General features: G+C 68.5%; 5 protein-coding genes and 1 pseudogene. All 6 read left to right on the top strand.

What is annotated here, in order from left to right; genetic code table 11:
• Positions 1 to 571, top strand: a pseudogene (locus ACFWF3_RS16380) (hypothetical protein); the annotation flags it as partial.
• Entirely contained in the window at positions 568 to 2,133 is a 1,566-nt protein-coding gene (locus ACFWF3_RS16385) for an acyl-CoA carboxylase subunit beta (RefSeq protein ID WP_379314314.1), read from the top strand. The pseudogene ACFWF3_RS16380 and the gene ACFWF3_RS16385, both read left to right, overlap by 4 nt.
• Positions 2,130 to 4,127: an acetyl/propionyl/methylcrotonyl-CoA carboxylase subunit alpha gene (locus tag ACFWF3_RS16390; RefSeq protein WP_379314315.1), complete on the top strand. Its 1,998-nt coding sequence runs from the start codon at positions 2,130 to 2,132 to the stop codon at positions 4,125 to 4,127. Before ACFWF3_RS16385 ends, ACFWF3_RS16390 begins: the two co-directional genes overlap by 4 nt.
• A gap of 41 nt (positions 4,128 to 4,168) precedes the next feature.
• On the top strand, positions 4,169 to 5,764 hold the full coding sequence (locus ACFWF3_RS16395) for an ABC transporter substrate-binding protein (protein ID WP_378993059.1): 1,596 nt from the start codon (positions 4,169 to 4,171) through the stop codon (positions 5,762 to 5,764).
• A 6-nt stretch (positions 5,765 to 5,770) separates the two neighbouring features.
• Positions 5,771 to 6,775 carry an ABC transporter permease gene (locus tag ACFWF3_RS16400; protein ID WP_379314316.1) on the top strand — a complete coding sequence of 335 codons (1,005 nt, stop codon included), beginning with the start codon at positions 5,771 to 5,773 and terminating at the stop codon, positions 6,773 to 6,775.
• Positions 6,772 to 7,614, top strand: a complete 843-nt coding sequence (locus ACFWF3_RS16405) for an ABC transporter permease (protein ID WP_379314317.1) — start codon at positions 6,772 to 6,774, stop codon at positions 7,612 to 7,614. The genes ACFWF3_RS16400 and ACFWF3_RS16405 overlap by 4 nt, the downstream gene beginning before the upstream one ends.
• Positions 7,615 to 7,705: the final 91 nt, after the last annotated feature.

The raw sequence follows: 7,705 nt of genomic DNA on the forward strand, positions 1-7,705 counted from the left end.
CCGTAGGCGGGCCCGTCGGCCGCCGGCTCCTCGGCAGGAGTTCCAGTACGGGGAGGAACGAACCCTCGTGATCGCCTCGCTCAACAAAGGCTTCGGCGCCAGCGGCGGCGTGATCTTCTTCGGCGCGGCGGGCGACGCGTCCCGCACGCCCACCCTGTTGCGCACGAGCGGCCCGCTGATGTGGTCGCAGCGCGTCAACACCGCCGGACTCGGCGCGATCATCGCCGCCTGCGACCTCCACGACGACGGCACCGTCGACCGGCTCCAGGTCGCGCTCCAGGAGCGGGTCCGCCTGTTCGACTCGCTGGTCGACACCGACCTCGCCGGTGACGGCCTGCCGATCCGGTTCGTGAGCATCGGGCAGGAGGACGTCACCGTCGCCGTGGCCCGGGACATGCTCGACGCCGGTTTCTACACCTCGCCGGTGTTCTTCCCGATCATCCGCCGCGGCAGCGCGGGCCTGCGCCTGATGCTGCGGGCCGACCTCGACCCCGACACGATCCGCCGCTTCGCCGACACCCTGAGCTCGAGTCTCGCCGCGCATCAGGACCGGGAGGAACTACCAGCATGACCGCCGTCATCGAGAACACCCTCGGATTCGAAGCCCAACGCGCCCTGCTGCGTGACCACACCGCCGAGATCGTGGCGCCGCGCCGGCGCCACGGCGACGCGAAACTGCCGGTGCGCGAACGGGTCAACCGCATCCTGGACCCGGGGACACCGTTCCTGGAGATCGGTCGCCTCGCCGCGCACGAGGTCTACGACACCGATCTACCCGCCGCCGCGCTGATCGTCGGCATCGGCACCATCCACGGCAGACCGTGCATGGTGTTCGCCAACGATCCGCACGTGAAGGGCGGAACCTTCTATCCGCTCACGATCAAGAAGCACCTGCGCGGGCAGAAGCTGGCCAGGGAGTACCGCCTGCCGTGTGTGTATCTGGCCGACTCGGGCGGGATCTACCTGCCGTTGCAGGAGGAGATCTTCCCCGACGAGGAGCACCTCGGAAAGATGTTCCGCAATATCGCGGAGATGTCGGCCCTCGGCTTGCCGCAGATCTCGGCCGTGCTCGGCATCTGCACGGCGGGTGGCGCCTACATCCCGGCGATGAGCGATGAGACCGTGATGGTCAAGGATCTGAGCACCGTCTTCCTCGGCGGGCCGCAGCTGGTGGAGGCCGCCACGGGCGTGGTGGTCGACGCGCAGACTCTCGGCGGCGCCGATCTGCACGTCCGCGACACCGCGGTGGCCGATCATCTCGCGGCGAACGAACTGGAAGCGCTGGCCATGGTGCGCGACATCGTGTCCCGTACCCCCGGTGACCGTGTGCGTCCGCCGGCCTTCGAGGCGCTCGAGCCCGCCGACGATCCGGCGCGGCTGCCGGATCTGATTCCGGCGACCACCAAGAAGGAGATGGACGTCCGCGCGATTCTGCGCTGCGTGGTCGATGCCACCTCGTGGGTCGAGTACCGCAAGGACTACGGCATCACGATCGTCTGCGCGACCGCCCGGATCGCGGGTTACGAGGTCGGGATCATCGCCAATCAGGGCGTGATCTTCCCCGACAGCGCGCTCAAGGCCACCAACTTCATCCAGATCTGCGAACAGCGCCGCATCCCACTGTTGTTCGTGCACAACGTGAGTGGGTTCATGGTCGGCGAGGAGTACGAGCGGGCCGGAATCGCCAAACACGGCGCGAAGATGGTGAACGCGGTCTCGTGCGCCACGGTGCCGAAGATCTCGCTGGTGATCGGCGGCAGTTTCGGCGCCGCCAATTTCGCGATGTCGGGGCGGTCGATGGGCGGCCAGTTCATGGCGATGTGGCCCAATGCCCGCTCCACCGGGGTCGGTGGCGAACAGGCAGCGGCGGTGATGGCGATCCTCAAGCGTGACCGGCTGCGCCGCGAGGGCAAGGAGCTCAGCGCCGCCGAGGAAGCCGCCATCAAGCAGCCGATCATCGACAGCTTCGAGCGCCAATCGCTGCCGACCTATATCGCGGCCCGCATGTGGATCGACGCCGTGGTCGAACCGGAGGACACCCGCTCGTGGTTGGCACGGTGCCTGTCGCTGGCGCACGAGCGCTGGGATCGGCCGCAGCCCGCGGGTTCGAACTTCGGGGTGTTCCGGCTGTGATCTCCCGACTACTCATCGCGAACCGGGGCGAGATCGCCGCCCGGATCGCCCGCACCTGCGATCGCCTCGGCATCGAGTACGTGACCGTGAGCGTGGCGGCGGACCGGTCGCTCACCTATCACGCGGCGGCGGTGTCGACCGTCGCGCTGCCCGAGGGGTATCTCGATATCGAGGCGCTGGTGCACGCCGCGACCGAAACCGGTTGTGACGCCGTGCATCCGGGATACGGGTTCCTGTCCGAGAACGCCGATTTCGCGCGCGCGGTCCGGGCTGCCGGATTGGTGTTCGCCGGCCCGAGTTCCCGGGTGATCGAGACGATGGCCGACAAGTCCTCCGCGCGCCAGGTCATGGCCGAGGCGGGTGTGCCGGTACTGCCCGGCACCGTGCGGGCGAGCGAAGACCTCGACGCCCTGGTGGGCGGGGCAGCCGACATCGGGTACCCGCTGATCGTCAAGCCCGCGGGCGGCGGTGGCGGCAAGGGCATGTCGGTGGTGCGCTCGGCCGCCGGACTGCGCGAGGCACTGGCGTCTGCATCCCGCACCGCGACAGCGGCTTTCGCCGACGGCCGCCTGCATCTGGAGCGGTACGTCGAGCGCGCACGTCACATCGAGGTGCAGGTCTTCGGCGACGAATTCGGCCACGCTGTTCACCTTTTCGATCGCGACTGCTCGCTGCAACGGCGGCATCAGAAGGTGATCGAGGAGGCCCCGGCCCCACGGATTCCCGATGCGGTGCGCACGGCGATGTTCGCCGCCGCGGTGCAGGGGACGAAGGCTCTGCAGTACGTGGGCGCGGGAACTTTCGAGTTCCTGCTGGTCGGTGACGAGTTCTTCTTCATCGAGATGAACACGCGCTTGCAGGTGGAGCACACCGTCACCGAGGAAATCACCGGCCTCGATCTGGTGGAGTGGCAATTGCGGGTCGCCGCGGGCGAACCGCTGCCCGCCGAGCAGACGGACATCGCGTACTCGGGCGCTTCGGTGCAGGTGCGGATGTACGCCGAGGACCCGTTCCGGTCGTTCCTGCCGTGCCCTGGCGGGCTGGAGGTCACCCACTGGCCGGATGTTCGCGTCGAACGCGCCTTCACCCGCCGGCTCGATGTCAGCGGCGGGTTCGATCCGATGATCGCCAAACTCGTCGCCACCGGCACCACCCGCGACGGCGCGCTCGCCGCCGCACGGCGAGCATGCGAAGACATTCGCTGGCAGGGCATTTCGACCAACCTCGGTTTCGTCGCACGTGTGCTCGCCGCACCGATCGTCGCGGCCGCCGAGCACGACACCGCCTATCTGGACCGGATCGATCCGGTCGCCGAGTTCGCCGATCCCGACGAACTGAGCGCCCTCGCGGTGGCCGCCGCGCTGACCGCGCCCGACCGTGCGACACCATGGTCGACCGGGGCGCCTGGAGGTGATCGGGCCTGGCTCGATCCCGCCGATCGCGACCTCGGCAGCCTCGATCTGTCGGTCGACGGGCGCGCCTTCACGGTGCGAGTCGGCGGCTACGAGGGCGACGCGGTGCTCGTGCGCGAGGGAACCGTCGACTCGAGCGGCACCGCCGCGCAAGCCACCACCGGCCCTGATGCCACCACCCGGCCGACGACCGATGTGGGCATCACCGCTCGGCGAACCGACGGCGACACGATCACGGTCGGCTCCACCCCCTGCGTCGTACGACGCGACGGCGAGGGCTGGAGCTGCCAGGTAGCCGGGGTTTCCCGGCAGGTGCGCTACGCCGAATACCACTCGCTCGGCACAACGGCGACGGATCCCGAGATCCGCTCGCCCATGCCGGGCACCCTCGTGCAGCTCCACGTCGAATCGGGCAACCCGGTCGAGAAGGGACAGCTGCTCGGCGTGGTCGAGGCCATGAAGCTCGAACACGAACTGACCGCCACCCATGCGGGGATCGTCACCGTGACCGCGGCCGAAGGCGCCGTGGTCACCACAGCTCAATCACTGTTTCTCATCGAAGAGAGGGGCGCCGCGCTGTGATGCGACATCGGCGACTACTTGCCACAGCTCTGGTATCGGCGGTGGCCGTGCTGGCGACCGCGTGTGGTGGAACGGACACCGCGGCACGCGAATCGGCGCAACCGGTCAGCGGCGGCTCGTTGACGTGGGGGGTGGAGACCGAGCCGACCACGTTGAACCCGCACCTCAACGGGCAGAGCAATACGCACCTGATGTTGCGCAACGTCTTCGAGTCGCTCCTCGCGCGCACCACCGAGGGCGGTTTCGTCTCGTGGCTGGCCACCGGCCACGAGATCTCGCCCGACGGGCTCACCTACACCTTCCCCCTGCGTGAGGGCGTGAAGTTCACCGACGGCAATCCGCTCACCGCGACCGCCGTGGCGCGCAACTTCACCACGATGCAGGACGTGTCCTATTCCGGCGGCTGGTCCGCCGGGCCGCTGTCACATCTGGCCGCGGTCACCGCCCGCGACGAGCGCACCGTGGTGTTCACCCTGAAGGACCCGTACGCGCCGTTCCTCGACTTCGCCGCCGGTTTCCCCATCATCTCCTCGGCCGCGTGGGACAAGCCGCAGCTCAAGGCCGGTGGGCCGGAGATCGCGGGGACCGGTCCGTTCATCCTCGACCGCTACGTGAAGGGTCAGGAACTGCACTTCCGCAAGAACCCCGACTACAACTGGGCGCCGCAGAGCGCCAAGCATCAGGGTCCGGCCTACCTCGACGAGGTGACCTACCGTTTCCTGCCCGAGTCGTCGGTGCGCACCGGCGCGCTCACCTCCGGTCAGGTCGACCTCATCGAAGGTGTCTCCGGCAACGACGCCGCACTGTTCCGGGACAATCCCGACTTCACCTATTCGACCGGGCTGAACAACGGCAGCCCGTACACGCTGTACTGGAACGCGACCTCCGGCCCGGCCACCGATCAACGAGTCCGCAAGGCGCTCAACAACTCTGTCGATGTCAACGCGGTGCTGCAGTCGATCTATCGCGGCGAGCGCACCCGCGGCTGGGGCATCGCCTCCAGCGTCGACACCCTGTTCTACGACAAGAGCATCGAGGGCACCTACGGCGCCGACAAGACCGCCTCGAACCGGCTGCTCGACGAAGCAGGCTGGACGGCAAAGGATTCCGACGGGTTCCGGACCAAGGACGGCCAGCGGCTGACCGTCGAACTGGTGCAGGCCCAGTCGACGGTGCGCGATCAGCGTGAGGTGCTGTTGCAGGCGGTGCAGGCGCAGGCCAAGCAGAACGCGGGCATCGATCTGAAGCTGTCCTACGTCGACCTCGGCACCTACAGCGAGCTCCGCAAGAAGAACGCCTTCGGGTCGATCGCCAACTCCGACACCATCACCGGCGGCATCGACATCGAGAACCACTGGTACCCGCCGACGCCGCTGGGCACGCTGAACTACAGCCGCGCCACCGATCCCGAACTGTCCACCTGGCTGCGGGCCGCCGCCTCGACCACCGACTCCGCCGAGCGGGCCAAGCAGTACGCGGCGTTGCAGCGCTTCGCGATCGTCGACAAGGCCTACGGGCTGCCGCTCTACATTCCCGAGAACCAGATCGCGACGGCGGCCCACGTGTACGGCGCGGGATACCGTCCGTACAAGCAGCTCGCGGAGAACGCGTACGACATCTGGGTCGATCGTGGATAGCCACCGATGACGACGGAAGCGATCGCACCGGAGGTCGTGACCACCACCGTGGACAGCGATGCTCGCGTCGGCACAGCCAAAAGGATCACGCTGCGGGTGATCACGGGTCTCGGCGTGCTGTGGGGCGCGACCACGCTGTCGTTCCTCGGTGTGCGGCTGGCGCCGGGCGACACGGTCGACGTGTTGCTCGGCGAACAGCAGCGCACCCCGGAGGTCGAGGCCGCCATCCGTGCCGAATGGGGACTCGACAGCCCGGCCGTTGTCCAGTACGCCCGCTACCTGTGGAATGTGGCGCACGGGGATTTCGGGCGTTCCTACGTGTTGCAGCGGCCGGTGTCGGAAGTCATCGGCTCGCAGGCGGGCCCCACCTTGGCGCTGACCGGTGCCGCGTTGCTGGTGGCGCTGGTGTTCGCGGTCGTCGTCGCGACGAGCACGGCGCAGCGGCGGCGATCGCGCGCCATCGCGAACGCGGTGGAACTGGCGCTTGTTTCGACGCCCTCCTTCTGGCTCGGCATCGTGTTGCTGTCGGTGTTCAGCTTCCAGCTGAAGATCTTTCCGGTGGCGGCGAACAAGGGGCTGTCGGCCTTGGTTCTGCCCGCACTCGCACTCGGTCTGTCACTGGGCGCGGTGATCTCCCAGGTGCTGCGTGACGGGCTGGAGCGAGCGCTCGACGAACCGTTCGCGGTGACGGTGCGGTCGTGGTCGGTAAGCGAGAGCGCGCTGCGGCTGCGGCACGGGTTGCGCCACGCGGCCCTGCCCGCGGTGACCCTGACCGGCTGGTTGGTCGGCGGATTGCTGGGCGGTGCGGTGATCATCGAAGAAGTCTTCGGTCGCCCCGGCCTGGGGCGGGTGACCGTCGAAGCCGTTCTCGCACAGGATCTTCCAGTGGTGCTCGCGGTGGCGATCCTCTCGGCGTTCGTCTACGTGGTGATCAGCACGCTGGTCGACCTGCTCTACCTGTGGCTCGACCCACGCCTGCGCCGTGACTCACGCGATGGAGGGAATCGATGACGGCCACCCGAGTACCGCACGCGCAGGGCTTCGCCGTCGCGCCGGGCGTCGCGGTCGCCGCGCTGACCGTGGGACTGGTCGTGATCGCGGTGGTCGCGCCTTCCCTGCTGACCGGTGCCGATCCGCTCGCCGCCGATCCCCTTGCCGCCCAACTGCCGCCGAGTGCGCAGCATTGGTTCGGCACCGATCACCTGGGCCGCGACGTTCTCACCCGGGTCATCCACGGTGCGCGCTACTCGCTGCTGATCGGCGTCACCGCCGTCGCGATCGCGGTGGTGGCGGGCACGGCGCTCGGCCTGCTGTCCGGGCTGGCGCGCGGGTCGCTCGACGAGCTGATCACCCGGTTCCTCGACGTGGTCTCGGCCTTCCCCGATCTCCTGCTCGCACTGGTCCTGATCTCGTTCACCGGTCCCGGCACCACGAACCTGATCTTCGCGCTCGGCATCGCCTCGATCCCCCGGTTCGCCAGGGTGGTGCGCGCGCAGACCCTCGTCGTGCAGGAGTCCGGGTATGTCGAACAGGCACGGACGTTTGGGCTCACCAGAGCAACGCTGGTGCGGCGGCACGTCCTGCCGCACGCGGTCGCGCAGGTCCCGATCCTGGCCACCATCGGCCTCGGCACCGCGATCCTCGGCGCGGCCGGTCTGAGCTTCCTGGGGATGGGTCCGCAGCCGCCGGAACCGGAATGGGGCGCGATGCTCGCCGAGGGACGTAACTATCTGCGCAATGCCTGGTGGATCGCCGTGCTGCCCGGCGTGGCGGTGACCGCCACGGTGATCGCGGTGAGCTCGCTCGGACGGCACTGGCAGCGGCACTATGACGGAAGGCCATCGGTATGAGTCTGATCGCGGTCGAGAATCTGCGAGTCGGGTTCGCGGGTAAGGAGGTGGTGCACGGCATCGATCTGCGGATCGAGCCGGGCGAGGCCGT

Origin of the sequence: Nocardia sp. NPDC060220, assembly GCF_042727815.1 — a bacterium.
Taxonomy (GTDB): domain Bacteria; phylum Actinomycetota; class Actinomycetes; order Mycobacteriales; family Mycobacteriaceae; genus Nocardia.

Coding starts and splice junctions, on each gene's coding strand:
- ACFWF3_RS16385 (WP_379314314.1), top strand. CDS start 568: ATGACCGCCGTCATCGAGAACACCCTCGGATTCGAAGCCCAACGCGCC.
- ACFWF3_RS16400 (WP_379314316.1), top strand. CDS start 5,771: ATGACGACGGAAGCGATCGCACCGGAGGTCGTGACCACCACCGTGGAC.
- ACFWF3_RS16405 (WP_379314317.1), top strand. CDS start 6,772: ATGACGGCCACCCGAGTACCGCACGCGCAGGGCTTCGCCGTCGCGCCG.